Source organism: Amycolatopsis kentuckyensis, assembly GCF_041679295.1.
GTDB classification, from domain to species: domain Bacteria; phylum Actinomycetota; class Actinomycetes; order Mycobacteriales; family Pseudonocardiaceae; genus Amycolatopsis; species Amycolatopsis kentuckyensis_A.
This window is the reverse complement of sequence record NZ_JBGDMD010000004.1, coordinates 790,466-814,690: the sequence shown is the minus strand read 5'-3', so window position 1 is coordinate 814,690 and position 24,225 is coordinate 790,466. Positions and strand designations below refer to the sequence as shown.

Annotated in this window: 29 protein-coding genes; 17 read left to right on the top strand and 12 right to left on the bottom strand. The window is 72.3% G+C overall.

All coding sequences use genetic code 11. From position 1 onward, the window contains the following. Nucleotides 1-212: 212 nt before the first annotated feature. Entirely contained in the window at nt 213-1,127 is a 915-nt protein-coding gene (locus ACERZO_RS20330; protein WP_372666276.1) for a hypothetical protein, read from the top strand. A 51-nt stretch (nt 1,128-1,178) separates the two neighbouring features. Here ACERZO_RS20330 and ACERZO_RS20325 read toward each other — a convergent pair whose 3' ends face one another. Beyond that, nucleotides 1,179-2,270, bottom strand: a complete 1,092-nt coding sequence (locus ACERZO_RS20325; protein ID WP_372666275.1) for a S1 family peptidase — start codon at nt 2,268-2,270, stop codon at nt 1,179-1,181. Nucleotides 2,271-2,809: 539 nt separating this feature from the next. Between ACERZO_RS20325 and ACERZO_RS20320 the strand changes: the two genes are divergently transcribed. The 3 genes from ACERZO_RS20320 to ACERZO_RS20310 are packed head-to-tail and all read left to right on the top strand — an operon-like array spanning nt 2,810 to nt 5,186. Then, complete coding sequence (locus ACERZO_RS20320; RefSeq protein ID WP_372666274.1) at nt 2,810-3,610, top strand: alpha/beta fold hydrolase; 801 nt, start codon at nt 2,810-2,812, stop codon at nt 3,608-3,610. Then, nucleotides 3,607-4,833 carry a PP2C family protein-serine/threonine phosphatase gene (locus ACERZO_RS20315; protein ID WP_372666273.1) on the top strand — a complete coding sequence of 409 codons (1,227 nt, stop codon included), beginning with the start codon at nt 3,607-3,609 and terminating at the stop codon, nt 4,831-4,833. The genes ACERZO_RS20320 and ACERZO_RS20315 overlap by 4 nt, the downstream gene beginning before the upstream one ends. Continuing rightward, a complete protein-coding gene (locus ACERZO_RS20310) occupies nt 4,830-5,186 on the top strand; it encodes an STAS domain-containing protein (protein ID WP_372666272.1) in 357 nt (118 codons plus the stop codon). Before ACERZO_RS20315 ends, ACERZO_RS20310 begins: the two co-directional genes overlap by 4 nt. On the opposite strand, the gene ACERZO_RS20305 is transcribed toward ACERZO_RS20310, so the two are convergent. Continuing rightward, the gene (locus ACERZO_RS20305) at nt 5,165-5,767 is read right to left on the bottom strand and encodes a hypothetical protein (RefSeq protein ID WP_372666271.1); all 603 of its coding nucleotides are present in this window, start codon (nt 5,765-5,767) and stop codon (nt 5,165-5,167) included. The two genes, ACERZO_RS20310 and ACERZO_RS20305, sit on opposite strands and share 22 nt — an antisense overlap. 101 nt (nt 5,768-5,868) lie before the next feature. Between ACERZO_RS20305 and ACERZO_RS20300 the strand changes: the two genes are divergently transcribed. Next, the gene (locus tag ACERZO_RS20300; RefSeq protein ID WP_372666270.1) at nt 5,869-6,000 is read left to right on the top strand and encodes a hypothetical protein; all 132 of its coding nucleotides are present in this window, start codon (nt 5,869-5,871) and stop codon (nt 5,998-6,000) included. A gap of 75 nt (nt 6,001-6,075) precedes the next feature. Here the strand turns inward: ACERZO_RS20300 and ACERZO_RS20295 are convergent, their stop codons facing one another. Beyond that, on the bottom strand, nt 6,076-6,501 hold the full coding sequence (locus ACERZO_RS20295; RefSeq protein ID WP_372666269.1) for a pyridoxamine 5'-phosphate oxidase family protein: 426 nt from the start codon (nt 6,499-6,501) through the stop codon (nt 6,076-6,078). Nucleotides 6,502-6,537: 36 nt separating this feature from the next. Continuing rightward, nucleotides 6,538-7,485, bottom strand: a complete 948-nt coding sequence (locus ACERZO_RS20290; RefSeq protein WP_372666268.1) for a 4,5-dihydroxyphthalate decarboxylase — start codon at nt 7,483-7,485, stop codon at nt 6,538-6,540. An 81-nt stretch (nt 7,486-7,566) separates the two neighbouring features. Here ACERZO_RS20290 and ACERZO_RS20285 point away from each other — a divergent pair, with 81 nt between their 5' ends. Beyond that, nucleotides 7,567-8,421, top strand: coding sequence for a LysR family transcriptional regulator (locus ACERZO_RS20285; RefSeq protein WP_372666267.1), 855 nt, complete (start codon nt 7,567-7,569; stop codon nt 8,419-8,421). Nucleotides 8,422-8,996: 575 nt separating this feature from the next. Here ACERZO_RS20285 and ACERZO_RS20280 read toward each other — a convergent pair. After that, nucleotides 8,997-10,025, bottom strand: coding sequence for a potassium channel family protein (locus ACERZO_RS20280; protein ID WP_372666266.1), 1,029 nt, complete (start codon nt 10,023-10,025; stop codon nt 8,997-8,999). Nucleotides 10,026-10,210: 185 nt separating this feature from the next. Between ACERZO_RS20280 and ACERZO_RS20275 the strand changes: the two genes are divergently transcribed. The 6 genes from ACERZO_RS20275 (at nt 10,211) to ACERZO_RS20250 (ending at nt 15,081) form a co-directional block, all read left to right on the top strand. After that, on the top strand, nt 10,211-12,223 hold the full coding sequence (locus ACERZO_RS20275; RefSeq protein ID WP_372666265.1) for an MGH1-like glycoside hydrolase domain-containing protein: 2,013 nt from the start codon (nt 10,211-10,213) through the stop codon (nt 12,221-12,223). A 147-nt stretch (nt 12,224-12,370) separates the two neighbouring features. Continuing rightward, on the top strand, nt 12,371-12,688 hold the full coding sequence (locus ACERZO_RS20270) for a hypothetical protein (RefSeq protein WP_372666264.1): 318 nt from the start codon (nt 12,371-12,373) through the stop codon (nt 12,686-12,688). A gap of 36 nt (nt 12,689-12,724) precedes the next feature. Beyond that, a complete protein-coding gene (locus ACERZO_RS20265; RefSeq protein WP_372666263.1) occupies nt 12,725-13,198 on the top strand; it encodes a hypothetical protein in 474 nt (157 codons plus the stop codon). Then, the gene (locus ACERZO_RS20260; RefSeq protein WP_372666262.1) at nt 13,195-13,512 is read left to right on the top strand and encodes a hypothetical protein; all 318 of its coding nucleotides are present in this window, start codon (nt 13,195-13,197) and stop codon (nt 13,510-13,512) included. The genes ACERZO_RS20265 and ACERZO_RS20260 overlap by 4 nt, the downstream gene beginning before the upstream one ends. 28 nt (nt 13,513-13,540) lie before the next feature. Continuing rightward, nucleotides 13,541-14,350, top strand: a complete 810-nt coding sequence (locus ACERZO_RS20255) for a nucleotidyltransferase family protein (RefSeq protein WP_372666261.1) — start codon at nt 13,541-13,543, stop codon at nt 14,348-14,350. Beyond that, nucleotides 14,347-15,081: a metallophosphoesterase family protein gene (locus ACERZO_RS20250; RefSeq protein ID WP_372666260.1), complete on the top strand. Its 735-nt coding sequence runs from the start codon at nt 14,347-14,349 to the stop codon at nt 15,079-15,081. Before ACERZO_RS20255 ends, ACERZO_RS20250 begins: the two co-directional genes overlap by 4 nt. 4 nt (nt 15,082-15,085) lie before the next feature. Here the strand turns inward: ACERZO_RS20250 and ACERZO_RS20245 are convergent, their stop codons facing one another. Both ACERZO_RS20245 and ACERZO_RS20240 read right to left on the bottom strand, forming a co-directional pair. Continuing rightward, nucleotides 15,086-15,490, bottom strand: coding sequence for a ChaB family protein (locus tag ACERZO_RS20245; RefSeq protein ID WP_372666259.1), 405 nt, complete (start codon nt 15,488-15,490; stop codon nt 15,086-15,088). Between the two features lie 10 nt (nt 15,491-15,500). After that, nucleotides 15,501-16,154, bottom strand: coding sequence for a TetR/AcrR family transcriptional regulator (locus tag ACERZO_RS20240; RefSeq protein ID WP_372666258.1), 654 nt, complete (start codon nt 16,152-16,154; stop codon nt 15,501-15,503). A 112-nt stretch (nt 16,155-16,266) separates the two neighbouring features. Between ACERZO_RS20240 and ACERZO_RS20235 the strand changes: the two genes are divergently transcribed. Together ACERZO_RS20235 and ACERZO_RS20230 are read left to right on the top strand one after the other, a co-directional pair. Further along, nucleotides 16,267-16,854 (top strand): SRPBCC family protein, encoded by a 588-nt coding sequence (locus tag ACERZO_RS20235; RefSeq protein WP_372666257.1) that lies wholly within the window; start codon nt 16,267-16,269, stop codon nt 16,852-16,854. 21 nt (nt 16,855-16,875) lie between these two features. Then, entirely contained in the window at nt 16,876-17,205 is a 330-nt protein-coding gene (locus tag ACERZO_RS20230; protein ID WP_372666256.1) for a hypothetical protein, read from the top strand. Here the strand turns inward: ACERZO_RS20230 and ACERZO_RS20225 are convergent. Beyond that, a complete protein-coding gene (locus tag ACERZO_RS20225) occupies nt 17,195-17,491 on the bottom strand; it encodes a DUF1540 domain-containing protein (protein WP_086673666.1) in 297 nt (98 codons plus the stop codon). The genes ACERZO_RS20230 and ACERZO_RS20225 overlap by 11 nt on opposite strands. Nucleotides 17,492-17,663: 172 nt before the next feature. Beyond that, on the bottom strand, nt 17,664-18,503 hold the full coding sequence (locus ACERZO_RS20220) for an LLM class F420-dependent oxidoreductase (RefSeq protein WP_372666255.1): 840 nt from the start codon (nt 18,501-18,503) through the stop codon (nt 17,664-17,666). 122 nt (nt 18,504-18,625) lie between these two features. Between ACERZO_RS20220 and ACERZO_RS20215 the strand changes: the two genes are divergently transcribed. The 3 genes from ACERZO_RS20215 (at nt 18,626) to ACERZO_RS20205 (ending at nt 20,851) form a co-directional block, all read left to right on the top strand. After that, nucleotides 18,626-19,147 carry a hypothetical protein gene (locus tag ACERZO_RS20215; RefSeq protein ID WP_372666254.1) on the top strand — a complete coding sequence of 174 codons (522 nt, stop codon included), beginning with the start codon at nt 18,626-18,628 and terminating at the stop codon, nt 19,145-19,147. Between the two features lie 380 nt (nt 19,148-19,527). Continuing rightward, entirely contained in the window at nt 19,528-20,289 is a 762-nt protein-coding gene (locus tag ACERZO_RS20210; protein WP_372666253.1) for a choice-of-anchor P family protein, read from the top strand. A 4-nt stretch (nt 20,290-20,293) separates the two neighbouring features. Further along, entirely contained in the window at nt 20,294-20,851 is a 558-nt protein-coding gene (locus ACERZO_RS20205) for a class F sortase (protein WP_372666252.1), read from the top strand. Here the strand turns inward: ACERZO_RS20205 and ACERZO_RS20200 are convergent. The 3 genes from ACERZO_RS20200 to ACERZO_RS20190 are packed head-to-tail and all read right to left on the bottom strand — an operon-like array spanning nt 20,848 to nt 24,220. Then, a complete protein-coding gene (locus ACERZO_RS20200) occupies nt 20,848-21,594 on the bottom strand; it encodes a succinate dehydrogenase/fumarate reductase iron-sulfur subunit (RefSeq protein ID WP_372666251.1) in 747 nt (248 codons plus the stop codon). The genes ACERZO_RS20205 and ACERZO_RS20200 overlap by 4 nt on opposite strands. Further along, nucleotides 21,591-23,522 carry a fumarate reductase/succinate dehydrogenase flavoprotein subunit gene (locus ACERZO_RS20195; RefSeq protein WP_372666250.1) on the bottom strand — a complete coding sequence of 644 codons (1,932 nt, stop codon included), beginning with the start codon at nt 23,520-23,522 and terminating at the stop codon, nt 21,591-21,593. The genes ACERZO_RS20200 and ACERZO_RS20195 overlap by 4 nt, the downstream gene beginning before the upstream one ends. Then, nucleotides 23,522-24,220, bottom strand: a complete 699-nt coding sequence (locus tag ACERZO_RS20190) for a succinate dehydrogenase cytochrome b subunit (protein WP_372666249.1) — start codon at nt 24,218-24,220, stop codon at nt 23,522-23,524. Before ACERZO_RS20190 ends, ACERZO_RS20195 begins: the two co-directional genes overlap by 1 nt. Nucleotides 24,221-24,225: the final 5 nt, after the last annotated feature.

Sequence of the window (24,225 nt, the reverse complement as noted above, 5' to 3'; positions counted from 1 at the left end):
GCTGGCGAGCGTGTTCGTCGCCCTGCTGGCAGGCCTTTTCGCGATCCTGGTCGGCGACTGCCGCTTCCGCGGCGCCGCGGAGCACCTGCGGACCGGCCGCGACTACCCCCGGACCGATCTGGTGCGGGAAACCGGCCGGACGCGCCGATCGGACGAGCGGTCACTGTCGTCCTACTTGGTGCTCCCCGTCCGCTCGAGTGATCGTGGCTCGGGTGGTAGCCGCCGCCGTCGCGGCCTTCACGATCGTCCCGCCGTCCGTCACGCCGGTGGTGCTGGTGTCGTTCCCCGGTGTCTGGGTTCCGGCGTGGCTGTACGAGTTCCTCCGGGCCGGAGACACTCGGCCCGCAGCGCGGACCGTGGCGATCTGGTTCGTCGTCGGCGCGGGTTACGCGGTCCGCGCTTCCGTCGGCTTGGCCCTCGCCGGCATCGTCCCCCGGGGCCCCACCACCGGGATGTTCTTTCTCTTCGCCGGCGCCGCTTGGGCGTTCGGAATCGTCTTCGTGACGATGACGTGGGCTTTGGAGGCGGTCGGGCACTGCGCGGCCGGTGCCGGCGGGGTGCTCGACCGCCCGGCGGCGCTGGCGGCGAAACCGCATCTGGCGCGGCTGCTGCGGTTCACGCCGTTTTCGCTGCGCCCGGTGGCCCGCGCCGACGGCTCCGCGTCGTCGCTACGTGCCTTGACCGGCAAGGCACCGATCGCGGCGCCGTGGAACGCGGGTCTCGTCGTCGCCGTCGTATGCGCCATCGCCGCCTGCGCGAGCGGCGGGCTCCCGCTCGTCACCGTGACCGGCGGCCTGGCCGCGGTCTTCGTCGTGCTGATGCCCTCGGCGCCGGGCCGCTGGGTGGCCGCCTCGGCGACCGTCGCGGCGCTCGGCTTGACGGCGGTGTCGGTGGGCGACGGGCGCGGAGCGGTCGGCGCCACCGCGGTCACCGGGCTGTTCTTCGCCGTGTACTGCTTCTTCCGCCAATCCTCCTACGACGATCTCAGGTGCGCCCTCATCCGGTTGCGTGCCGGCCTCGCCTCGCTGGGACGGCAGGCGGGCAAAGCGGGAACCTGGACGCTGGTGCGCGTCGTCGGGGAGCGGACATGGGCGCTTCTGACCGGGCGGACGCCGCCCGCGACGTGATCGCCCGGGGTCGAGGGCTGCCGGGAGCGAACCCCCGGCAGCCCTCCGCCCTCAGTTCAGGCTGACGCCGTAGGCGCTCATCGCCTCGCCGACCGGCTGGAAGAACGACGTGCCCGAGCCCTTGCCCGACGTGATGCCGAGGCCGACGCTGCCGGCGAACAGGCAGCCGCCCGAGTCGCCCGGGTTGACCAGCGCGTTGGTCTGGATCAGCTGGGACACCGAGCCCTCGGCGTAGTTCACCGTCACGTTCGTCCGCGTGACCGAGCCCGACGTCAGGTGCGTCGTGCTGCCGCTCTTGCTGATCCGCTGGCCGACCGTCGCGGTGCCGGCGGAGCTGATCCGCTGCGTGGAGCCGTTCCACAGGGTCACCGCGCCCGGCGCGCTGCCGGTGGTGTTGCGGATCAGGCCGTAGTCGTTGCCCGGGAAGCTCGAGCCCTGCGACGGGCCGACGTTCCACTGCGACACCGCGCGCGTGCAGTGGCCGGCGTCGAGGATGTAGTTCTGGCCGCCGCGGTTGGTGTTGAAGCCGACCGAGCAGCGCGTGCCGCCGCCGGTGATGGCTTCGCCGTTGTAGATCGCCGTGTGCATCTCGCCGGCGACCCGCTCGACCCGGACGCGGTCGCCGAGCGACGCCGCGGCGTTCAGCAGCGCGTCGGTGCCCTTGGCCGCGTCCGCGACCGTCAGCACGACCTGGTTGGTCTTCGGGTCGAGCCCGACCGAGGTGTGCGCGACCGCGGGCAGCGCCTGCAGGGCGTTCTGCGCGCCCGCGAGCGCCGCGCTCGAGTGCTTGACGAGCCGGGCCTGTGCGCCGGCCGCGGTGACCCGGTCGGCGGCCGCCTGGTCGAGCACGTTCACCACGGGCTTCGCGGCGGCGTCGAGGTAGCCGTCGGCCGCGCGGGTGCCGAGCGCGGCGGTGACCTGGTGCAGCGTCTCGACGCTCGCCGCCTGCGTCCGCAGGAGGGCGACCGCGGCGGGCTCGCTGACGCCGGCTTCCGCGACGAGGGACGCGACGGCGTCGCGCTGGACGTCGGGTGCGTAGCCGTCGATGGTGACCGCGCCGGCCGGGCTGGTCAGGAAGCCGGCGACCGCGGCGGTGGCCACCGCGGCGGTGGCGGCGCGGGCGAGCAGGTGTGTTGTGCGCATGCCGGTACTCGCTTTCACGGGGGAACCGGCACGAGGGATGGCCGCGCCGGTCGGTGGGGTGACCGGTGATCCGGTGCGCCCGAGGGTGATCCCGCGGCCGGGCCCGCGGTACCGACTTTCGTCGTACAGGACAAAAGATAGGTACCGGGCATTTCGGACTCCCCGCCGAGCCCGCACAGTAACCGGGCAGCGAAGGCGGACCAGTCCCCCGCCGCGGTCCACCCGACCGTCCACTTGCGACAGCGCGGCCGGCTCAACCCCTTGGTGGCGAAGGCCAAGCGGCGTCGTCGATCGTCAGGAAGGGCTCGCCCGCCACCACCGCCGGCGTGGTCTCCGTGAACGCCCGGACCTCCCGGTGCCGAGCCCGGCGACGACGCTCCCGGGCTGCAGACTTCCCGCGGCGTCGGTCCGGGTATCCGCACGCCAGGCGCCCGGCCGCCCGTGCGGACCGAACCCGGTTCAGTACCCACTTTCGAGTGCGCTCAAACAACGCACGGCTCGGCCCACGCCGCCGCGGGCCGGGTGGCAGGATGTGGCCGGTGAGCATGCGGACCAGGAACAACGTCGTCGAGACCGGGCTCGACGACGGGCCCGTCGTGCTGCTGGCCCACGGCTTCGGCTGCGATCAGAACCTCTGGCGCCTGGTCGTCCCCGCGCTCGCCGAGCGGTACCGCGTCGTGCTGTTCGACCACACCGGCGCCGGGCGCTCGGACCTGTCCGCCTGGACCCCGGAGCGCTACGGCACCCTCGACGGCTACGCCGACGACATCCTCGCCCTGTGCCGCGAACTCGACCTGACCGACGTCGTGCTCGTCGGGCACTCGGTCAGCGCGATGATCGCCGTCCTGGCCGCCAACCGCGAGCCGCGGTGGTTCGCGAAGCTGGTGCTGCTCACGCCGTCGCCGTGCTACCTCGACGACGACGGTTACCGCGGCGGCTTCAGCCGCGAGGACATCGACGAGCTGCTCGAAGCGCTGGAGTCGAACTACCTCGGCTGGTCGGCGGCGATGGCGCCGGTGATCATGGGCAACCCGGACCGCCCCGAGCTGGGCGAGGAGCTGACGAACAGCTTCTGCCGCACCGATCCCGCGATCGCGCGGGTCTTCGCGCGCGCCACTTTCCTTTCCGACAACCGCGACGACCTGGCGAAGGTCTCCGTGCCGACGCTGGTCGTCCAGTGCGCGCAGGACGCCATCGCGCCGCCCGAGGTCGGGCAGTTCACCCACGACCGGATCGCCGGCAGCCGCTTGGTGACGCTCGACGCGATCGGGCACTGCCCGCAGCTCAGCGCGCCCGAAGCCACCGCCGCCGCGATCACGGCGTTCGTGAGCGGCCCATGATGTGCGAGGCCGGCGCGGGCGGCCGGGAGAACGCGGACCCGGCGTTTTCCGCTCTGCTGGAAGACAGTGCGGAAGACCTCTACGAGAACGCCCCCTGCGGCTACCTCTCGACGATGCTGGACGGCACCATCGCGAAGATCAACGCGACCCTGCTGGGCTGGCTCGGCTACGAGCGCGAGGAGATCGTCGGGCGACGGCGGTTCTCCGACCTGCTGACCGTCGGCGGCCGGCTGTACCACGAGACGCACTTCGCGCCGCTGCTGCGCATGCAGGGCGAGCTCGGCGGCGTCGCGTTCGAACTGAAGACGGCGACCGGCGGGCGGCTGCCGGTACTGGTCACCTCGACGGTCAAGACCGGCCTCGACGGCGAGGACCAGCTCATCCGCACCACGGTGTTCGACGCGCGCGACCGGCGAGCCTACGAGCAGGAACTGCTGCGGGCGCGCGACGAAGCCGAGCGGGAACGCGACCGCGTCCAGCGGCTGGCGCGGACCCTGCAGCAGACGCTGCTGCCGCCGGCACCGGCCGAGGTGCCCGGCATGCAGGTCGCGGCGTACTACCACCCGGCCTCGGCCGACCAGGTCGGCGGCGACTTCTACGACCTGTTCCCGGTGACCGGCGACACCTGGGGGTTCTTCCTCGGCGACGTCTCGGGCAAGGGCGCGCCGGCCGCGGTGGTGACGTCGCTGGCGCGCTACACGCTGCGGGCGGCCGCGGTCCACGACCCGGACCCGGCCGTCGCGCTCGGCACCCTCGACACGGTGCTCAACCAGCAGTTCCACCGCACCGACCCGCGCTACTGCACGGTGATCAACGGCCGCATCCGGCCGGACGGCGACCACGCCGCGGTCACCCTCGCCGGCGGCGGCCACCCGCCGGCGTTGCTGATCCCGGCCGACGGGGCCGCGCGGTTCCTGCCGCTGCGGGGCGGCCAGCTGGTCGGTGCCCTGCCCGGCGCGCGGTTCGTCTCGGCCGACGTGCGCCTGGCGCCCGGCGACACGCTGCTGCTCTACACCGACGGGCTGACCGAAGCCCGCACGAACGGCCGGACCCGATACAGCGAAGAACGGCTTCGCGAGGACCTGACCGGCCTGGCCCCGACGACCGCCCCGGCGGTGGTCGAGGCCGTCACCGCCCTGCTGGCCGGCTTCGGCGACGGCGTCGAGGACGACACCGCCCTGCTGGCGTTCAGCATCCCCCTGCCCGGAGGCGATCAGCCATGACGAGCCCGTTCTCGACCTCGACCGAATCCGCGGAGACGGGCCCGATCCTGACCGTCCGGGGTGAGCTCGACGTCGCCACCGCGCCCCGGCTGCGCGCCCGGATCGGGGAACTGGTGCTGGCCGCCGGGCAGCTGCTGGTCGTCGACCTGGCCGGCGTCACGTTCTGCGACTCCAGCGGGATCTCGGCGTTGATCGCGGCGCGCAACGCCGCCGAGGCGGCCGAAGCGGCGATCGCCCTGGTCGCCGTGCCGGCCCGGCTCACGCGGACGTTCGCCCTGACGGGGTTGTCGGACTTCTTCCCGGCCTACGCGACGGCCGAGGAAGCCGTCCGTCAGAGGCAGGGCGGCCGGTAGCCGTCGATGCGCAGGCCGTCGAACTCGAGCCGGTTGGGCGTCTTGCCGACGAAGACCAGGCCGCGGGCTTCGGTGAGCGCCGAGGCGAACGAGTAGGCCGGCGTCCCCAGCTCCGGCAGTGACGTCCACGCGCGGGGCCGGAAGCTGAAGAACTTCGTGACGAGCTTGCCGTGCGTCGACGGCACCAGGGTGAGCCACTTGTCGCCGCCGCTCCAGTGCGACGCCGGGCGCAGCTGGACGTACAGGTCGTCGGTCGCGCGGTAGGTCAGCCGGAAGCCCGCCGACCGGGAGAGGTCGGCCTGCGCCTCGAACCGGTTCCCCAGCCACACGACGGCGACGTGCCACTCGGCGTTCCGGAAGTCGATCTTCGCCGCGTACCGGTGGCCTTCGCGGACAAGAAGGCTCCCGGTGGCCGGGACGGTGGTGCCCTCCCCGCTGGCGAGCCACTGCTGCAGCCGGTCGATCGACGGCGTCGCGCACTCGCACGGCGCCGGCGGCGAGGCGTTCGCAACGGGCGTGACCAGGGAAAACAGGAGGAGGGATGCGATGACCGCGAGCGTCCGGGCGAAGGCGAGGCGCATGCGGGGAAGCTAGCACACCGGATGTGTGCCGCGTCACGGAATGCGCGTCGATCTTGGGCGCTACACAGGGGTAGGAACCGATCGAACCCCCAAGGAGGGCCATGTCCGCCACGACCACGCCGGCCGACGCCTCGACCACCCCGGTGGTCCCGGTGCTCGACGACTTCGACTTCGACCTCACCGACGGCGCGGCCTGCCGCATCGACGACCCGGACTGCGAAGCCTGCCAGTGAGCCGGTGTCCCCGGTGCGGCCGCTTCCGCACCGGGGGCGTCGTCCACCGCTCCGGTTCAGTCCGAAGTGGACACCTCAGACGGTTCCCATGTCCAGCGACACCCAGTGTTCCGGCCGCAGGAACACCACGATGTGCTCGCCGACCCGGTCGCGCTCGAACTCCAGGTACTCGTCCACCTTCTCCGCCGACAGGTACCGGCTCGCCATCTCCCGAGCCCGGGCGGGACTGTCCGGCTCGGTCCGCGGCACCGGTCCCTCCACGGACACGTACCGCACTGTCGGCGAGCTCCGCTGCGCCAGCAAGCTGAACCGCCCCGCCGCCTCGATCGCCTTCATCTTCCGCGACCGCGGCGAGGTCCGGACCCACAGCTCGCCGCCCGGGGTGTACTGGTACCACAGCGGTACCGTCAGCGGGGCCCGGTCCGGGCGTTCCACCACCGACAACGCCCCGATGTGGGGCTCGGCCAAAAACTTCTCGCGCTCTTCCGCCGAAAGTGCCATATCCGGGAAGCTACCCGGCACCACCGACAGGAAACGTCACGTTCCCGGCAGCGCGAAGACCTCTGCCACCGAATACCGGCGTGGGGACAGGCCTTGTTCGTGGTGGTACCGCAGGTACGTCTCCAAAACGACACGATTGGCTGAAATCCCGTACGGCCACCACTCCGCGCCGAACTGGGCCTCGTTGCGCTCGACGAGCGCGTTCAACCACGGCACCATCGTCGGCACCTGGTACAGCCGGCGGTCGCGCCGGTAGCGGTCCGCGGCCGCCTCCGCCGCCGCCGAGAACAGCCGGTAGACCTCGCCCGCCGAATCGAGCAGCTCGCGGCGGATCACCACCGCGTGCATGATCGGGAAGATCCCCGTGCGCCGGTGGTAGTCGCGCTCGAGCGGCTCGTGGTCGGGGAAGAGGCGGGCCACGTCCGGGTGGCCGTCCAGCACGCACTGCGGGACGTTCGCCGAGAACAGCGCGTCGATCTCACCCGTGGCCAGCAGGTCTCCGAGGGCCCGGTCGGACGTCGTCACCGCGACGTCGTCCGGGTGCGGGTGCGGGATGAACCCGAACGGCTCGGCCGGGCGCTCCAGCCCGCCGATCACCCACCGGTTGCGCGCCGGTTCGAAACCGTACTCGTCCATCAGGATCCCCTTGGCCCACACGCCGGAGTCCTGCCCGTACGTGCCGAACTCGCCGATCGTCCGGTCCACGAGATCAGCCGGCCCGGTGATCCCGGAGCGCTTGTTCACGAAGACGCACGAGTGCCGGAACACCCGGTTGGGGAAGATCGGCAGCGCCACGTAGGGCAGACCGGAGTCCAGCAGCCGCAGGAAGAACGTCAGGCCCAGCTCGGCGACGTCGAACTCGTGGTCGCGGACCGTCCGCTCGAAGATCTCCGGCAGCGTGTCCGCCGTTTTCACCGTGATGTCCGTCCGGTCGAACAGCGGCCGCGTCGTGTCGTACCGGTAGCACCCGATCGTCAGTGTCATACCGGGAATCGTTCGCCACCGGCACCCCGGGCGTCCAAGTCCGGCTCGGTCCACCCGATACCGCGAAGGTATCGTGTGACGGTGGACCTGCGCGCGCTCCGGTACTTCGTCGCGGTCGCCGACGAACGGCACGTCGGCCGGGCCGCGAGCCGGTTGCACATGACGCAGCCGCCGCTCAGCCGGGCCATCCGGCAACTGGAGGACGAGTTCGGCGCCGCCCTGTTCGAGCGCACCCCCAAGGGCGTCACCCTCACGTCCGCCGGCACCGCGCTCTACGGCGAAGCCGACGCGCTCCTCAGGCAGGCCGACCGGATCCGCGGCCGGGTCACCGCCGCCGCGGGCGCGGCGAGCCTGACCGTCGGCACCCTGGCCGACGCGGCCGAGCACGTCGGCAGCCGGCTGGTCCCGCTGTTCCGGGAACGCCACCCGCACGTCGACGTCCGCGTCCACGAAGCCGGCCTCGGCGACCCGACGGCGGGCCTGCGCACCGGGCTCGTCGACGTCGCGCTGACGCGAACCCCCTTCGACACCACGGGAATCGGCACGCACGTGCTGCGCTCGGTACCGGTCGGGGTGGTGGTGCGCGACGACGACCCGCTCGCCCGCCGCCCCTCGATCCCGGCCGCCGGGCTGAAGGGCCGCCGCTGGGTCCGCCTGCCCGACGGGACTGATCCACTGTGGACCGGCTACTGGACCGGCGGCGCGCCGGACGAGGACGCGCCGGTGCTGCGGACCGTCCAGGAATGCCTGCAGGCGGTGCTGTGGAACGGAACCGCGGCGCTCGCGCCGGTCGACCAGCCGCTGCCGGCCGGTCTCGTCGTCGTGCCACTGGCGGACCGGCCGCCGAGCGACCTCGTGGTGGCGTGGCTGAAGGCCGGCCGGAGCCCGCTGGTCCGCAGCTTCGTCCAGGTGGCCGGCACCGGTCACCGGGGGTGATCGCCGGGGGCCGCGCGTAGGCGGGCGACCGCTCCACGTCCCGGCGGCGGTCAGCGGTAAGGGGCCCCACCCGGCGCTTGCCGTGCCCGCGGCGCCTGCCCCCGCGGCACCTGTCCGCGCGGTGGCTGAGCCCGGGGCGCCTGGCCTCGGGGTACCTGCCCGCGCGGTACCTGAGCCCGCGCCGTCTGCGTCCGCGGCGGCGCCGGTGGTGGCCCTGCCCGCCGTGCCTGCGGCCGCACCTCCTCAGGGCGCGGCGCACGCGACCGACCCTCGTCCTCACGCGCCCGCGACGGCCGGTTCGCCCACGAATCGAACAGCACGATCAAGCCCGCGAACACCGCGCAGCCCAGCCCGAGCGCCACGTTGACCAGTGACCCGATGATGCCGGCCACCAGCAGCACCGGTAGCACCGCCATCAGGCAGTACGGGTCGATCCTGCCGAACTTCGGGCGGGCCGGCCCCTCCCGGGGACTCACCGCGCGACCTCCGCTTTCCCTCGCGCCATGGTCGCAGTATGCAACCCGCGGCGCGGCGCGGCCACCTTCCGGCCCCAAAAAACCGGACAAAGCGACCGATCACGCAGGATCGCGCAGGGCGATCTCCACCTCAGTGCCCGTCAAGCGACGGGGGCCGACGTAGTACAGCACCGCCCCGGCCGCCAGCTCCGCGTCCCACGGCGGGTTCACCACCAGGCCTTCGCCGGTGCGGGCCGCCAGCACCGTCGCCCCGTACGCGCGCCCCAGGGCCACGTGGCAGCGGGACGCCGGCAGCCGGCCGAGGGACTCCGGGAGCGTCACCGAGAACGTGTCCGCTCCCCCGGCCGTCATCAGCTCCGCGTACACCTCCGCGATGCCCGGGGACGTCAGCTCCTCCGTCACCATCCGCGGCGTGTGCCACTGGACGCAGCGGATGCGCCGGTCCACGTACCGCACCAGCTCGGCCCGCTCCAGGTCGCGCAGGGTGACGACCACGTGCGCCGCCGGGCTCGCGTGGTCCACCGTCACCGCGACCGCCAGCGCCTCGTTGTCGTCGGCCACGTCGACCAGGACCGCCGCCGCGCGCGCGGCTCCCGCGCGGGCCAGGACGTCCGCGGCCGTCGGCTCGCCGCGGACGAACTCCACCGGCTGCCCCGGCATCGGGTGCACCGGCACCTCCGCGCAGAGCACCAGCCCGCTCACGCCGTCGGCCAGCAGCTGCGCCACGATCCGCTCGGTCCGCCCCGCCGCGTACCCGATCAGCACCGTGTGGCCGCTCAGCCGCACCGCCTCCGTCCCCTGCATCCGCCGTCCCTTCGCCTGCTCCAGCAGCGCCGCGAGCTTCGTGAACACCGTCGTCAGCGTGGCGAGGCCGCCGATGATGACGTACGCGCCCACGACGTGCCCGGTGGCGGTCTCGGGCGAGTAGTCGCCGTAGCCGACCGTGGTCGTCGTGACGACGAAGTACCACCAGTAGTTGCCGGGCCGGACCAGCTCGCTCCCGGCCGGCTCGGCGAGCGCCATCAGCGGCCAGCTCGTCGCGAACACGACCACCACGACCGCGACCGGCAGGAGCCGGCCCCGGTTCAGCACCCAGCGCGAGAGCAACCGCGAGAGGAAGAACGACACCGGCCCTCCTCACCGAAAGCGATCACGCGTTCCGCCACCTGATCACACGGTGCTACCAGGCACAACGACGGTTACCGGACCGTGACGGCCGGACAAGAACGGACAGATTCCCGCGCCCGGCGGGGAAAAACCCGCGTTCCGTGGTGGACTGTCAGCGGTCCCCCGGCGCCGGAAGAGGTACGCGCATGAGGAAACGGGTCCGTTCGGCACTCTTCGCGACGGTGATCGCGTGCGGCTCGATCACCACCCCGGCGGCCGCCGCTCCGGCGCCACCGAGCCTCGAGTTCGCGAACACCGACAGCCAGGCACTGTTCGGCACGGCTTATCGAGAAGCGCTCGACAACCTGCTGCGCACCAACACCATCGGCTACGACGCGAAGTACGACAAGAGCGGCCTGCTCGACCCGGCCACCGGCATCGTCCGCGCGGGCGGCGGCTACGACCAGCCGTGGACGCGCGACGCCTCGATCAACAGCTGGAACGCGACGAGCCTGCTCTCCCCCGCGCTCGCCCGGAACACGCTGTGGGCGGTCGTCGACAAGGACGCCGGCGGCGCGCTGCGCGTGCAGCAGGACGACCAGCAGTGGGACCAGGTCGTCTGGGCGACGGCGGCGTGGCACCACTACCTGGTCACCGGCGACACCGCGTTCCTCGGCAACGCCTACCGCGCGACGGCGAACACGCTGGCCATCCGCGAACGCGCCACCACGGCCGGTTTCAACGCGAAGTACGGGCTGTTCACCGGCGCGTCGTTCTTCAACGACGGCATCGCCGGCTACCCCGCGCCGCCCGCCGACGCCACGGAGTCGGTCAGCACCGGCAGCATGCCGTGGCCGGGCGTCGCGAGCGGGATGTACCTGAGCACCAACGAGGTCTACTACGCCGCCTACGTCAACGCCGCGAACATGGCGGAGAAGCTCCGGCGCCCGGGCGCGGAGATCGCCGGCTACCGGGCGAAGGCGAACGCGCTGAAGGCCGCGATCAACGACCACTTCTGGAACGCGAAGACCGGCCTCTACGACTACCAGCTCCTCGCCGACGGCTCCCGCGGCGCCTACCAGGAAGGCACCGGGCTGGCCTTCGCCCTGCTCTTCGGCGTCGCGAACCCGGCGCAGGCGCGGTCGATCGTCGCCAACGCCAAGGAAATGACGTGGGGCATGCCCGACACGTTCCCGAACTGGGCGCGCTATTCGGACGCGCAGCCGGGCCGGCACAACGCGATCGTCTGGCCGCTGGTCCAGGGCCTGTGGGCGAAAGCCCTGGCCGGGCAGGGGAACCAGAGCGCCTTCGCCTCGGAGGTGGCGCGGCTGGCCAAGCTGGCGGGCGGCAACAGCGGGTACTGGGAGATCTACCACGGGACCACCGGGGTCGTCGACGGCGGCTACCAGCGGCTCGGCGACACCGTGAAGTTCCACTGGGGCTCCGAACCCGACCAGACTTGGTCGGCCACCGCGTTCCTCGACATGATCCACACCGGCCTGTTCGGGCTGACGTTCACCGACCGCGGGCTGGTGTTCGCGCCCGACCTCCCGGCGGGCTGGGGTGACGTCACCCTCCGGAACCTCCGCTACCGCAACGCCACCCTGACGATCGCCCTGCGCGGCGCGGGCACGAAGGTCGGCTCGTTCACGATCGACGGCCGGCCCGCGCCCGGCAACGTCGTCCCGGCCACGCTGACCGGCGAGCACACCGTCGCGATCACGCTCACCGGCGCGGCCGCCGGCGACCGCGACGGCGACGGCGTGGCCGACGCGGCCGACCGCTGCGCCGACACGGCGGGCACCGTCGGCGGGTGCCCGGCCCCGGGCCACCTCGAGGCGGAGGACGCGCTCAACACCGGCGGCGTGAAGACCAACGTCAACCACACCGGCTACTCCGGCCGCGCGTTCCTCGACGGGTTGTGGGCACAGGGCGCGGCTTCGTCGTTCACCCTGCACCGCACGTCGAGCGACCCGGCGACGACCGCGCTCACCGTGCGCTACGCCAACGCCAACAGCGACACCCGCACGATGACGCTGTCCGTCGACGGGCAGCGGGTGCGGCAGGTGAGCTTCCCGAAGGTCTCCGACAGCTGGGACGCCTGGGGCACGGTGACCTTCGCCGACGTCCCGATCGGCGGCCGCGACCCGGTGGTCACGCTGTCCTACGCCCCCGGCGACACCGGCTCGATCAACCTGGACTGGCTGGCCGCCGGCTGACGCGTCACCCGAACCGGTGAACTCCCGGCCCGGCCGTCACAGCCGGGCCGGGGCGCCCCTCTCGTTGTTCGTCGCGGTGGCCGGGCGGCACGCCCCCCGACCGGCCGGCCACCGCGCACACGTTCCCGGGCGACGCATACTGGACCGGTGAGCGAACCGATCCCGCTGTTCCCGGTGACCCGCGTCGACCCTGCGCGGTTCGCGGCCGCGCAGCACCGCCTCTTCACCGGGATGCGGCTGCGGATCGGCCGGTCCGGCATCGCGCACCGCGTCGCGTGGGTGCCGTGGCTCGACGAGCTGACCCTGCCCGCGCCCGCCTGCCACCAGGGGTGGTCCGGGCTCGGCGCGGCGGGCGAGATCACCCCGGCCGACGGACCGGTGACCTGCCGCAAGTGCCTGCGCCTCGGCGGCGAACCGGACGATCCCGCCCAGCACCCGCTCTTCGCGCTGCCCGAGCCGCACTGACCGGTTAGGACCGGGCCGGCCGGGTACCTGCCCGGGATGACGGAGAACCGAGACGCCGGCGCATCGGTCCGGCAGTTCACCGCCGAGCTCGTCGGCGCGGCCATGGCGGGGGCGTACGACGACGTGGCCGACGCACTGGGCATCCTCACCCGCGCCGGCTCGACCCGCTTCCCCGGCGAGATCGTCGCGGAGCTGGTCGGCCGCTGCGCGGCGGTGGTCCACGCCCGCCACCCGGCCGACCCCGGGTCGGTCTTCACCGTGGCCGTGACCGACGAGCAGGCCCGGCCGGTCGAGGTGGACCGGCTGCCGCCCGGACCGCTGGCCGCCCTGCGCGCCCTGCTCGCGGCCCTCGGCGAGGACGACGAAAGCCGCGACATCCACCTGGAGCTGGCGGCTCGCGGCGAGCCGGACGACGTCGTCGGCGTCGTGATCCACCTGCTGGTGTGGCTCGTGGAACTGTCCGGCAGCTCGACGGCCGACCTGCCCTCGCTGAGTTGTTTCACCCGATGAGCAAGATCGAGGTCACAGGCCCGGCGGACGGGACGGCGACCGTGCGCGCGCAGGGCGCCCCGGAGGCGACGGACCTGGCGGCGGCGCTGGCGGGCGCGACCACCGGGGCGTCGACGGTGCTGCTCGACTTGACCGGGGTCGACCACTTCACGACCGAAGCGGTCGCGGCGCTCATCCCGCACCTGCGCGGGGCGGACTGCCGGGTGATCGTCACCGCGTCGGCGGCGGTGGAGGGCAAGTTCACGCGGCTCGGCTTGGGCGGCCTCGTCACGCCGTCAGCGGAGTTCCGCACCCGGGCCGACCGCTCGGATTGAGCCGCGGCGCAGCGGGTAATCGTCCTCCATGGGACCGGACGCCCTTCTCCAGAGCCTGACGCGCGTGGTGACCGCCCTGGACGGGACCGGGATCCGGTTCGCCGTCGCGGGCGGGCTGGCCGTGTACGCCCGTGGCGGGCCGCCGTCGGACCACGACGTCGACCTCTTCCTCAAGCCCGGTGACACCGAGCGGGCGGCCGAAGTGCTCACCGCGGCCGGGCTGCGTCGGGAGCACCCGCCGGAAGACTGGCTCACCAAGGTCTACGACGGCGACGTCCTCGTCGACCTGATCCACCGGCCCAACCACCGGCCGGTGACCGACGAGCTGCTCGACCGCGCCGCGCTGATGCGGGTGGGGCCGACCGCCGCGCCGGTCCTGTCCGGCACCGACCTGCTCGTGGACAAGCTGCTCGTGCTCGACCCGCACCGCTGCGACTTCGAGCCGCTGCTGCGGATCGCGCGCGACCTGCGCGAGCAGGTGAACTGGACCGAGGTCGCCGTCCAGGTGTCGGCATCGCCGTACGCGCGGGCGTTCCTGACCCTGCTCGGCGACCTGTCCGTGATCGACCCGAAGGAGGCTCTCGTGCCCGAACCGCCGCAGTACCTCGTCGCCCGCCTGAGCCGGGCCTTGGCCGAAGACACCCGCACCGCCGAACTCGGCGTGCACGTGACCGTGCGCGGCGAGCACGTCCACCTGACCGGGGAGGTCACCTGCCCGGCCCGGAAGGCGGAGGTGGACGCCGTCGTCGCCGAGTACCTGACCGGGGAGCTGGTGCACAACGACGTCCGGGTCGCCGACGTCCGGGAACCGGCCAGCGCGGAGGAGATCAGCCGATGAGGATCGCCGCCGTCGGGGACGTGCACCTCGGAGAGGATTCGCGGGGCCTGTTGCGCCCCGCCCTGGAACACCTGGCCGGCACCGCCGACGTCCTGCTGCTGGCCGGCGACCTGACCCGGCACGGCACGTGCGCGGAGGCCCGCGTGGTGGCCGACGAGCTCACCGGGCTGGGCGTGCCGATCGCCGCCGTGCTCGGCAACCACGACCACCACAGCGACGAGGCCGAGGGGATCGCGAAGCTGCTCGGCGAAGCGGGCGTGGTGATGCTGGAAGGCACCGCCGCGCGGTTCGACCTGCCGGACGGGTCCTTGGGCGTCGCCGGCGTGAAGGGGTTCGGCGGCGGGTTCGCGGGCAAGTGCGCCAGCCGGTTCGGCGAGCGCGAGATGAAGGCGTTCGTCGAGACGACGATCGCGTCGGCGGATTCGCTGCGGTCGGCGCTGGCGTCGCTGGACACGGACGTGGTCGTGGCGTTGACGCACTACGCGCCGATCCCCGGGACACTGCACGGCGAGCCGCCGGAGATCCACCCGTTCCTGGGGTCGTACCTGCTGTGCGAGCCGATCGACGAGGCCGGCGCCGACCTGGCGCTGCACGGGCACGCGCACTTCGGCTGCGAGCAAGGCGTGACGCCGGGCGGGGTGCGCGTGCGGAACGTGGCCCAGCCGGTGATCCGCAAGGCTTACGCCCTGTACGAGCTGAAACCCGCGAAGCAGCCGGCTCGCACCACCTGACGGCTCACTTCCCGCGGCGCGCCCGGTCGGTCCGGCGCCGGTTCTCCTTCTCCAGCGCCGTCACCAAGTCCTCTTTGGACATTCGGGACCGGCCGGGGATGCCGAGCTGCTTGGCCCGTTCGTAGAGGTGCTGCCGGCCGGCCGTCGCGTTCACGCCACCGCGCGTCGGCTTGGCCGGCTGCCCCGCGCCGCGGGCGGCCTGCTTGTCCGACGGGCCGCGCTCGGGCTTCGGCTCCCAGTGGTCGCCGACCTTCTCGAACGAGTGCTTCAACGCCGAGTATGCCGTCTGCTGCGCGCGGCGGCCGGGGCCGTAGGTGCGCAGCGCCGAGTCATGCGCCGCCACCCACGTGTCCTGCGCCTTGCGCGGCGAGCGCAACAGCGTGCTGGGCAGGTCTTCGCGTCCGGGCATGCCGGCTCGGCTACCCCCGCCCGCCCGGCGCCAAACCGGCGATCTCCTCGTCGATCAACGGATCCGTGTCGAACAGCATCCCCGCGAAGTGCCCGGCCAGCTCCAGCGAGAGCACGCCGTGCAGGCGCGTCCAGAACGCCAGCGCCCGGTGCAGCACCGCGGGCGGCGCGGGGTGGCCGTGCGCCCACGCCCGGTGGTCTTCGAGGTGGGCGTCGAACGGCGTCTGCGGTCCGCCTTCCCCCAGGGCACCGCACGCTTCGATGAGCACGGCCATCACCTCGAACGAGATCGCCGTCGTGTCCTCGGGCGCGTGGTAGCCGGGAACGGGTGTGCCGTAGATCAGGAAGTACCGCTGCGGGTCGCTGCGGGCCCAGTCCCGGATGACGCGTGCCAGCCCGGCCAGGTCCGCACCCTCGTCGTAGGCCGCGCGGACCGTGTCGGCGATGCTCCGGTAGGCGTCCCGGATGAGCGCGGTGATCAGCTCGTCCCGGCTCGCGAAGTACCGGTAGAGCGCCGGCCCGCTCATGCCCAGCTGCTTGGCGATCGCGTTCAGCGACAACGCCGGCACGCCCGCCGCCGCGATCTGTTCCCACGCGTGCTGCTTGATCTCCGCGCGCACCTGCGCCCGGTACCGCTCGCGCGAAGTCGGTCCTGCGTCCGTCATGACAGCTCCCTCCTGGCGAGTTAGAGGCTATCACTTTTCTTATTGACACTAAGCGGCTGTTGGTTATAGCTTCTAACTACAGCAAGAGCCACTAACATCGAGGGGAAACACCATGATCAACGCCTTGTTCGCCGTCCCGCTGGCCGCCGCGGCCCTCTTCACCGCCGCACCGGCGGACGCGGCCACCGCAAGCCCGCTGACCTGCCGCGGCCAAGGCATCGACCCGGCCGCGCAGCTGCACTACGGCGCCGAAACGTTCGTCAAGGCGCCGCTGCACACCGTCTGGAAGGTGCAGACGAGCGTCGAAGGGTGGCCGGCCTGGCAGCCCGCGGTCACCAGCGCGAAGCGGCTCGATCCGGGCCCCCTGCACCCCGGCTCGCGGTTCCGCTGGACGACGCCCGTCCCGGCCACGCCCTCCTCCCCCGCGACCACGCTCGTCATCACGTCCACGGTCCACCAGGTGCAGCGCGACCACTGCGTCCGCTGGAGCGGCCCCGCGATCGGTGACGGCCTGCGCATCGACCGGGGCGTCCACGTCTGGACGTTCACGCCGGTCCGGGGCGGCGTCGTCGTCCGCACCGAGGAGAGCTGGACCGGCGAGCAGATCGAGAGCGATCCCGCGACGGCCATCGAATACCTCGCCCCAGGCCTCGACCGCTGGCTGGCCGACCTCAAGACCGCCGCCGAAGCCGCGTGCTGACGCGCTGAAAAGGAGAAGACGATGACTGCAACCACTCGCGGCGTTCTCGTTGCCGCGTGGGCGTTCCCTGTCCTGGTGCTGGGCCAGTTCGCGTTGCTCGCCGGCATCCCGGCCGCGATCGTGCTGGCGCGCACCCTGCGTTCGCCGGCGGCGCGCTGGTGGGGCGCGCTGATGACGACGGCCTACGTCGTCCCGCTGGCGGTCTGGTTGCTCGGGCCGAGCACGGCGCCGAGCCTGTCGAAGTCCCTGAGTCCCGTGGCGACCGGCATCGTCGCCGCGGCCGGAGCCGCGGCGGCCGTCGGGCTGCACTTCGCCCGGCGGCGCGCCACGGCGGCGCCGGCTACTTCGTGAAGGTGAGGCAGTTGGCGGAGTGACCGCCTTCGCCCGGGCCGACGCGCACGCTCGACGCCGTGCACTCCAGCGACGAGTTGTGCCGGCAGTCCGCTCGGGAGCAGGCACCGACCTGGGCCACGACGCGGTCGAGGCCGCCCTTGGTGTTCAGCGGGACGAACGTGCCGCAGTCGGCGGACCCGTTGTCGCCGCCGACGGTGATCGCGAAGGCGTGGCAGCCGTCGTGGTTGTAGGAACAGCCGCTGACGGTGCATTCGTGCACGGCGGGCATTTCGGTGGTGGTCATGCGCGACTCCCGGATTCCGTGGTGGGAAAAGCAGTTCGGTGCTCCGACGCTCCCACCGGGTCCGGGGTCGCGCAATTCGCGGCAACCCGGCCGGGTGATCGGCTCCGCACGCCCGGGTGACGCCGCCGGCGGATCGCGGTCACGCGGCCGCGATCCGCCGGCGGAAGCCGCGTCAGCGCAACGGCTCGAGCGCCTTCGCCAGCGGCTCCAGCACGGCCGGGGTGTGCGGCGGCGGCAGGTACACGATCGCGAGGTCGAGACCGGCTTCGCCGAGCGCCGCCGCTTCGGCGGCGACCTTGGCGTAGTCGCCGTCCGGGCTCAGCCGGACGTGCGAGGACAGCGTGATCTCGGCCGGGTCGCGGCCGATGTCCGCGCAGTGGCGGTGCAGGACTTCCCGCTTGTGCGCGAACTCCTCGGGCGTGCCGCCGACGAAGTTCCAGTGCTGGGCGTACTTCGCGGCGGTGCGCAGGGTGCGCTTCTCGCCGCTGCCACCGATGCAGATCGGCGGGTGCGGCGTCTGCACGGCCTTGGGTTCGCAGCGGGCGTCGGTCAGCTGGTAGTGCTCGCCCTGGAACGTCGTCGTTTCCTGCGTCAGCAGGCCGACGAGCACCTCACAGGCTTCTTCGAAGCGGTCGCTGCGCTCCTTCACCGGGCCGAGCCGCATGCCGTACGCGCCGGACTCCTCCTCGTTCCAGCCGGCGCCGATGCCGATCTCCAGCCGGCCGCCGGAGACGATGTCGAGGGTCGCGGCCATGTTCGCGAGCAGCGCCGGGTGGCGGTAGTGGATCCCGCTGACGAGCGTGCCGACCCGGAGCCGCTTCGTGGCCTGCGCGAGCGCGGTGAGCGTGACCCAGCCTTCGAGGCACGGACCGGTCGGGTCGGAAAAAATGGGGTAGAAGTGGTCGAAGGTCCAGCCGGACTCGAACAGCTCGATCTCGTCGGCGGCCTGCCACACGGCGAGCATGTCCGCCCAGGCGGTGTCCTGGGGCGAGGTCTTGATGGCGAATCGCATGATCGTGATCGTAAACCCGGAGTTCCTCCAGGTGGCGGCCCGAACACCGGTAGCTCGATCCGGTGAAGCTCCTCGTCGCGCCGCCCTCCTCGGGTACCCCACCCGGAAAGGAGGAGGAGACGATGCCCGACAACGAACTCCCGGGGTTCCTGATCATCGGCCTGATCTTCGTGGTGGCCGACGGCCAGATCCTCTACCGCGGCGGCCGCCGCTACCTCAGCGGCCCGGACGGCGGCGAAGGCACCGGATCGATGGCTTGGATGGTGGTGACGGTCTTCCACCTGGTCGCGTTCGGCGTGCTGGCACTGCTGTCGGTGGTGGGCCCGGGCTGGTCGGGCACGACGGCGGCGCTGGTCGGCCGGCTGGGTGTGTTCCTCCTGCTGCTCGCGGTCGCCCACGCGCTGACGCTGGCGGTGCTGGGCCGTCGCCGGCAGGACACGATCGTGGAGACGCACTACCAGGAAAGCGAGCGCCCGTCGGAGGTGTACGTCCAGCCGGTGAGCGAGCGGCCTTCCGAGGCGTACATCCAGCCGGTGCCGGAGCCGGCGATCGAGCAGACGACAGTCACGCCGGTTCCGGGGCAGCGCGGACCGGCCCCGCGGGTCAGCCCGGACATCGGGAACCACGGCCCTTATCGGGCGTGAACTCCGCCCCGTGCATCGGCGAATCCGGCCGCCACAACGCTTGCGCCGAGCCCGAAACGGCCGTGGTGGTCACATGACTGTGCGTGTTCGCCGCCGCTCGTCCAGGTAATCACTCGTCCGTGTGCGCTCGGGCGGTGAACCGCCCCGAATGCCGCAGCGCGCGCTACTCCCCGTCCGCTCATCGGGGAATCTTCCGCCGAAGCGTGACCGCTTCGAGTTGCCTGCGGCGCCGGTGATCACTTTTCGCGTTCCGCCGGAAACCTCGGTGCCGCAACGCATCCTTGCCCCCGGTAGCGATTTTGATAGCGTTCGCTCGCCGCCGGGGCACTACCCCGCTGCGGCTTCTCCCCGTTTTCCGTTCCGGCGAAAGGATTTTCCCCATGCGCACGACCCTGCTCCGAGCCGGGAGCCTGGCCGGGGTGACCGTCGCGGTGCTCGCCGGCTCCACCGGTGTCGCCACCGCGGACGACGCCGTCACCGGGTCCGCCTACGGCGCCTCCGCGAGTGTCTCCCTGCTTCCCGGGGTTCTCACCGACGGCAAGGGCAGCACCGTCGACACCGGACGGCTGGCCGAGTCGAGCAGCGCCGGTCCCACCGAGGCGAGCGTCGCCGACGTCCCGCTCAAGGGGCTCGTCACCGCCAAGGCCATCAGCAGCTCCGTCGTCGGCGGTGCCGGTTCCGTGGCCGCCAAGGCGAGCGTCGCCGAGGTGACCCTGCCGCTGCTCGCCGCGGCCGCCGGACGCGTGCCGTCGATCCGGCTGATCAGCGCGCGCTGCGGGTCCGCCGACGGGCACGTCACCGGCAGCAGTGACCTGGCCGGTGTCACCCTCGGCCGGCTCGGCACGCTCCCCGCCGCGACTTCGCCCAACCAGAAGCTGGGCATCCCCGGCGTCGCCGAAGTGACCGTCAACGAGCAGCTCCAGCGCTACGACGGCGCTCTCGAGGTGACGGCCCTGCACGTCAAGCTGCTCGGCGGCAAGACCGCCGGCGCGCTCGGCAGCGGCGACGTCAAGCTCGCGTCCGTCACCTGCGGCCCGTCGAAGGAACGCGCGCCCGAAGCGCCGCCGCGCGGGCCGGGGCAGGTCGTCGTCATCCCCGCCGGCGCGCCGCAGACCGGCGACGGCAGCCTGGCCGAGGGCTGAGCCGATGCTGCGTCGCGCACTCCTCGTCGCCGTCTCCGCGCTGCTGCTCGCCGGTTGCGGGGCGACGACGACCCCGGCCGCCGCCCCGCCTCCGGCCGCCTCGAACCTCACGCGGTCGCTGCCGACCGCGCTCGACGTCCCCGCGATCGACGCGAAATCGACGCTGGTGTCACTGGGCCTGAACGCCGACCGCACGGTCGAGGTCCCGCCGGTCGACCAGCCGCTGCAGGCCGGCTGGTACGAGTACGGCCCGACGCCCGGCGAGGTCGGTCCCGCGGTGATCCTCGGGCACATCGACGGCGACCACCGCAAAGGCATCTTCTGGCGGCTGCACGAGCTGAAGCCGGGCGAGGAGGTGCACGTCGACCGCGCCGACGGCGGCACGCTGACCTTCGAGGTGACGAAGGTCGACCAGATCGCCAAGAAGGAGTTCCCGACGGAAGCCGTGTACGGCAACACCACCGACCCCGAGCTGCGCCTGATCACCTGCGGCGGCAAGTACGACGCGGCGAACCGGAACTACCTCGACAACGTCATCGTGTACGCCAAGCTGAAGCGCTAACGGCGACCCGCCCGGCTCGCCTTCCGGAACTCCCGGTTGAGACTGGCGATGCTGGCGAACGGAATGCCCTTCGGGCAGGCCGCGACGCATTCGCCGGTGTTGGTGCAGCCGCCGAAACCCTCGGCGTCCATCGTGTCGACCATGTCCAGCACCCGCTGCGCCCGCTCCGGTTGCCCTTGCGGGAGCAGCGAAAGGTGCGTCACCTTCGCGGCGGTGAACAGCGTCGCCGAGCCGTTCGGGCACGCCGCCACGCAGGCGCCGCAGCCGATGCACGTCGCGTTGTCGAAGGCCAGGTCCGCGTCCGGCTTCGGGACGGGGGTCGCGTGGGCGTCCGGGGCGCTGCCCGTCGGGGCGCTGACGTAGCCGCCGGCCTGGACGATCCGGTCCAGCGCCGAGCGGTCGACGACCAGGTCCTTGATCACCGGGAAACCCCGGGCGCGCCACGGTTCGACGTCGATCACCTCGCCGTCGCGGAACGAACGCAGGTGCAGCTGGCACGACGTCGTGCGCTCCGGCCCGTGCGCCTGCCCGTTGATCACGACACCGCAGGAGCCGCAGATGCCCTCGCGGCAGTCGTGGTCGAAGGCGACCGGTTCCTCGCCGTTCGCGATGAGCTCCTGGTTGAGCACGTCGAGCAGTTCGAGGAAGGACATGTCGGGGCTGACGCCGTCGACCGGGTAGGACACCAGCCTGCCCTCGGTCGCCGGGCCGGCCTGCCGCCAGATGCGGACGGTGAGGTTCATGTGTAACTCCGCTGGGTGGGGTGGACGTGCTCGAAGACGAGGTTCTCGCGGTGCAGCACCGGCACGCCGCCGGGCCCGCCGTACTCCCACGCCGCGACGTAGGAGAATCGCTCGTCGTCGCGCTGCGCTTCGCCTTCGGGGGTCTGGTGTTCCTCGCGGAAGTGGCCGCCGCAGGACTCCTCCCGCGCGAGCGCGTCGACCAGCAGCAGCTCGGCCAGCTCCAGGAAGTCCGCCACCCGGTTCGCCTTTTCCAGCTCCTGGTTCAGCGAGGCCGCGTCGCCGGGGATGCGGACGTCCCGCCAGAACTCCGCGCGCAATTCCGGCACGCGCTCCAGGGCCTTCCGCAGGCCTTCGCGGCTGCGGGACATGCCGCAGTGGTCCCACATCAGCAGGCCCAGCTCGCGGTGGAACGAGTCGACCGACCGCGTCCCCTGCACCGCGAGCAGCCGGGTGATCCGGTCGCGCACCTCGGTTTCCACCCCCGCGACCGCGGCCGGCGGGACGTCGCCGAAGCGGTTTCCGCCGAGGTAGTCGTTCAAGGTGGCCGGGAGCACGAAGTAGCCGTCGGCGAGCCCCTGCATCAACGCCGACGCGCCGAGCCGGTTCGCGCCGTGGTCGGAGAAGTTGGCCTCGCCGATGACGAACAGCCCGGGGATCGTGCTCTGCAGGTCGTAGTCCACCCACAGCCCGCCCATCGTGTAGTGGATGGCCGGGTAGATCCGCATCGGGACCTCGTACGGGTTCTCCGCGGTGATCCGCTCGTACATCTCGAAGAGGTTGCCGTAGCGCGCTTCGATCGCCGGGCGGCCCATGCGCTCGATCGCGTCCGCGAAGTCGAGGTAGACGCCCAGCCCGCCGGGCCCGACGCCGAGCCCGGCGTCGCAGACGTTCTTCGCTGCCCGCGACGCGATGTCCCGCGGCACCAGGTTGCCGAAGCTCGGGTACAGCCGTTCGAGGTAGTAGTCGCGGTCGGCCTCGGGGATCTCCGCCGGTGGCCGGGTGTCGCCCTTGCGCTTCGGCACCCAGATCCGGCCGTCGTTGCGCAGCGACTCGCTCATCAGCGTCAGCTTCGACTGGTGCTCCCCCGACCGCGGGATGCACGTCGGGTGGATCTGGGTGAAGCACGGGTTCGCGAAGTAGGCGCCACGCTTGTGCGCCCGCCAGATCGCGGTCGCGTTGGAGCCCTTCGCGTTGGTGGACAGGTAGAAGACGTTGCCGTAGCCGCCGGTCGCGAGCACGACGGCGTCGGCCAGGTGCGTCTCGATCTCGCCGGTGACCAGGTCGCGGGCGACGATGCCGCGGGCCCGGCCGTCGACCACGACGAGGTCGAGCATTTCGGTGCGCGGGTGCAGTTCCACGTTGCCGGCGTCGATCTGCCGCGACAGCGCCTGGTACGCGCCGATCAGCAGCTGCTGGCCGGTCTGGCCGCGCGCGTAGAACGTCCGCTGCACCTGCACCCCGCCGAACGAGCGGGTGTCGAGCAGGCCGCCGTACTCGCGGGCGAACGGCACACCTTGGGCGACGGCCTGGTCGATGATCTGCGCCGACACCTGGGCCAACCGGTACACATTGGACTCCCGGGACCGGAAGTCGCCGCCCTTCACCGTGTCGTAGAACAGGCGGTACACGGAGTCGCCGTCGTTGCGGTAGTTCTTCGCCGCGTTGATCCCGCCCTGTGCGGCGACCGAGTGCGCCCGCCGGGGCGAGTCCTGGAAGCAGAACTGGACGACGTGGTAGCCCTGTTCGGCCAGCGTCGCCCCGGCCGACCCGCCGGCCAGCCCGGTGCCGACCACGATCACGCGGTGCTTGCGCCGGTTGGCCGGGTTCACCAGTTTCGCGGCGAACTTCCGTTCGTCCCAGCGGTTTTCCAGCGGGACGGCCGGTGCCTTCGTGTCGGCGATCGGGTCGCCGGTCCGGTAGTCGCTCATCAGTCCACCAGTCCCGTCATGATCGCGACCGGGACGAGCGCGTAGCCGCCCGCGACCACGATCGCCGTCGCGTTGCCGAAGATCCTGATCGCCCGTTCCCGCCGTGCGCTGGTGACGCCCAGCGTGCGCGCGGCACTGGCGAAGCCGTGCTGGATGTGCAGGCCGAGCATGGCCAGGGCGGCGAGGTAGATCAGGTTGACCCACCAAACCCGGAAGTCCGCCACGAGGTTGTGGTACGGGTCGCCCGGCACGAAGTCGCGGTTCACCGTGCCGACGGTGAAGTCGAGGATGTGCCACACGACGAACAGCGCCAGCGTCGCCCCGCCCCAGCGCATCGTGCGCACGGCGAAGGTGGCGCGCACCGGCCGCCGGTGGACGTACGGGACCGGGCGGGCCCGGCGGTCGCGCTTCACCAGCTGGACGGCCGCGGTGACGTGCAGGACCAGTGCCACGAGCAGGACCACCCGCTGGATCCAGAGGAACCAGGAGTAGGGCAGGACCGGCTCGCCGATCGTCCGCAGCCAGTGGGCGTAGTGGTTGAGGTCGTCGGCCCCGAGGAACGTCTTCAGGTTGCCGACCATGTGCGCGAAGACGAAGGCGAGCAGCAGCGCGCCGGTCACCGCCATGACGATCTTCTTGCCGATCGTCGAGGCCCAGAACTGCCGGACGGGGCGCCGGCTCGCGAGGTCGTTCACCACCCGAC

Excerpts from the sequence above, each read along its gene's own strand:
- ACERZO_RS20315 (WP_372666273.1), top strand. The coding sequence starts at position 3,607 with ATGATGTGCGAGGCCGGCGCGGGCGGCCGGGAGAACGCGGACCCGGCG.
- ACERZO_RS20220 (WP_372666255.1), bottom strand. The coding sequence starts at position 18,503 with ATGCGATTCGCCATCAAGACCTCGCCCCAGGACACCGCCTGGGCGGAC.
- ACERZO_RS20260 (WP_372666262.1), top strand. The coding sequence starts at position 13,195 with ATGAGCAAGATCGAGGTCACAGGCCCGGCGGACGGGACGGCGACCGTG.
- ACERZO_RS20205 (WP_372666252.1), top strand. The coding sequence starts at position 20,294 with ATGCTGCGTCGCGCACTCCTCGTCGCCGTCTCCGCGCTGCTGCTCGCC.
- ACERZO_RS20215 (WP_372666254.1), top strand. The coding sequence starts at position 18,626 with ATGCCCGACAACGAACTCCCGGGGTTCCTGATCATCGGCCTGATCTTC.
- ACERZO_RS20195 (WP_372666250.1), bottom strand. The coding sequence starts at position 23,522 with ATGAGCGACTACCGGACCGGCGACCCGATCGCCGACACGAAGGCACCG.
- ACERZO_RS20255 (WP_372666261.1), top strand. The coding sequence starts at position 13,541 with ATGGGACCGGACGCCCTTCTCCAGAGCCTGACGCGCGTGGTGACCGCC.
- ACERZO_RS20305 (WP_372666271.1), bottom strand. The coding sequence starts at position 5,767 with ATGCGCCTCGCCTTCGCCCGGACGCTCGCGGTCATCGCATCCCTCCTC.
- ACERZO_RS20200 (WP_372666251.1), bottom strand. The coding sequence starts at position 21,594 with ATGAACCTCACCGTCCGCATCTGGCGGCAGGCCGGCCCGGCGACCGAG.
- ACERZO_RS20275 (WP_372666265.1), top strand. The coding sequence starts at position 10,211 with ATGAGGAAACGGGTCCGTTCGGCACTCTTCGCGACGGTGATCGCGTGC.
- ACERZO_RS20235 (WP_372666257.1), top strand. The coding sequence starts at position 16,267 with ATGATCAACGCCTTGTTCGCCGTCCCGCTGGCCGCCGCGGCCCTCTTC.
- ACERZO_RS20230 (WP_372666256.1), top strand. The coding sequence starts at position 16,876 with ATGACTGCAACCACTCGCGGCGTTCTCGTTGCCGCGTGGGCGTTCCCT.
- ACERZO_RS20265 (WP_372666263.1), top strand. The coding sequence starts at position 12,725 with ATGACGGAGAACCGAGACGCCGGCGCATCGGTCCGGCAGTTCACCGCC.
- ACERZO_RS20325 (WP_372666275.1), bottom strand. The coding sequence starts at position 2,270 with ATGCGCACAACACACCTGCTCGCCCGCGCCGCCACCGCCGCGGTGGCC.
- ACERZO_RS20240 (WP_372666258.1), bottom strand. The coding sequence starts at position 16,154 with ATGACGGACGCAGGACCGACTTCGCGCGAGCGGTACCGGGCGCAGGTG.
- ACERZO_RS20250 (WP_372666260.1), top strand. The coding sequence starts at position 14,347 with ATGAGGATCGCCGCCGTCGGGGACGTGCACCTCGGAGAGGATTCGCGG.
- ACERZO_RS20210 (WP_372666253.1), top strand. The coding sequence starts at position 19,528 with ATGCGCACGACCCTGCTCCGAGCCGGGAGCCTGGCCGGGGTGACCGTC.
- ACERZO_RS20290 (WP_372666268.1), bottom strand. The coding sequence starts at position 7,485 with ATGACACTGACGATCGGGTGCTACCGGTACGACACGACGCGGCCGCTG.
- ACERZO_RS20245 (WP_372666259.1), bottom strand. The coding sequence starts at position 15,490 with ATGCCCGGACGCGAAGACCTGCCCAGCACGCTGTTGCGCTCGCCGCGC.
- ACERZO_RS20225 (WP_086673666.1), bottom strand. The coding sequence starts at position 17,491 with ATGACCACCACCGAAATGCCCGCCGTGCACGAATGCACCGTCAGCGGC.
- ACERZO_RS20295 (WP_372666269.1), bottom strand. The coding sequence starts at position 6,501 with ATGGCACTTTCGGCGGAAGAGCGCGAGAAGTTTTTGGCCGAGCCCCAC.
- ACERZO_RS20300 (WP_372666270.1), top strand. The coding sequence starts at position 5,869 with ATGTCCGCCACGACCACGCCGGCCGACGCCTCGACCACCCCGGTGGTC.
- ACERZO_RS20310 (WP_372666272.1), top strand. The coding sequence starts at position 4,830 with ATGACGAGCCCGTTCTCGACCTCGACCGAATCCGCGGAGACGGGCCCG.